Origin of the sequence: Microbacterium sp. MRS-1 (genome assembly GCF_000585455.1) — a bacterium.
GTDB classification, from domain to species: domain Bacteria; phylum Actinomycetota; class Actinomycetes; order Actinomycetales; family Microbacteriaceae; genus Microbacterium; species Microbacterium laevaniformans.
Genome location: NZ_JAUF01000127.1, coordinates 1 through 897 on the forward strand (window position 1 = coordinate 1; position 897 = coordinate 897).

1 pseudogene is annotated in these 897 nt (G+C 69.1%); it reads left to right on the top strand.

The features are described 5' to 3' along the window. Window positions 1-61: 61 nt before the first annotated feature. Window positions 62-897: pseudogene (locus tag AS96_RS14455) on the top strand (IS3 family transposase); the annotation flags it as partial.

Consider the following 897-nt stretch of genomic DNA (forward strand, 5'->3'; position numbering starts at 1 on the left):
CGCTGCGGCCGGTTCGGTGTCGCCGCCGGTGTCGGTGCGGTCGGAGTCGCAGGCGGCGAGGATCATCCGGTTGGAAGCCGAGTTAGCGGTCTCGAGAGCGGAGCAGGTCAAGCTCGAGACGGAGCGGGACATCCTCCGTCAGGCGGCGAAGTATTTCGCTGCGGAGACGAACTGGTGAACCGCTTCCAGTTCGTCGAGGACCACAAGGACGCCTACGGCGTGAAGCGGTTGTGTGAGGTCATCGAGATCGCCCGGTCCTCGTTCTACGCGTGGCTGGCCGCAGCCCCGGGACGGGCCGCGCGAGCCGCGGACGACGCCCGGTTGGCGGCACGGATCCGGGTGCTGCAGGACCCCGCGCAGGGTGGTGACCGCGCCTACGGGGCACCGAGGATCACTGCCGACCTCAACGACGGCGTCCCCGCCGCCGGGCGGGTGAATCATAAGCGGGTCGCTCGGGTGATGCGGGAACACGCGCTCGCGGGGATCCGACTGCGCCGCCGGGTGAAGACCACGATCCCGGACCAGTCCGGACGGAAGTTCCCCGACCTGATCGGGCGGGACTTCAGCACCGGGGAACCGAACCGCAGGTATGTCGGCGATATCACCTACCTCCCCATCGCGGACGGCAGCAACCTGTATCTGGCGACCTGCATCGACCTCGGGTCGCGCAAGCTCGCCGGCTGGCAGGTCGCCGACCACATGCGCACCGAACTCGTCGAAGGCGCTCTCCGCGGCGCGCACCGCGACCGCGGATCGCTGGCCGGCGCAGTGTTCCACAGCGACCACGGCTCGGTCTACGCGTCGAAAGCCTACGCAGCACTCTGCGAGCAGCTCAAGGTGACCCAGTCCATGGGCGCGGTGGGCACGAGCGCCGACAACTCGCTGGCCGAGAGCTTC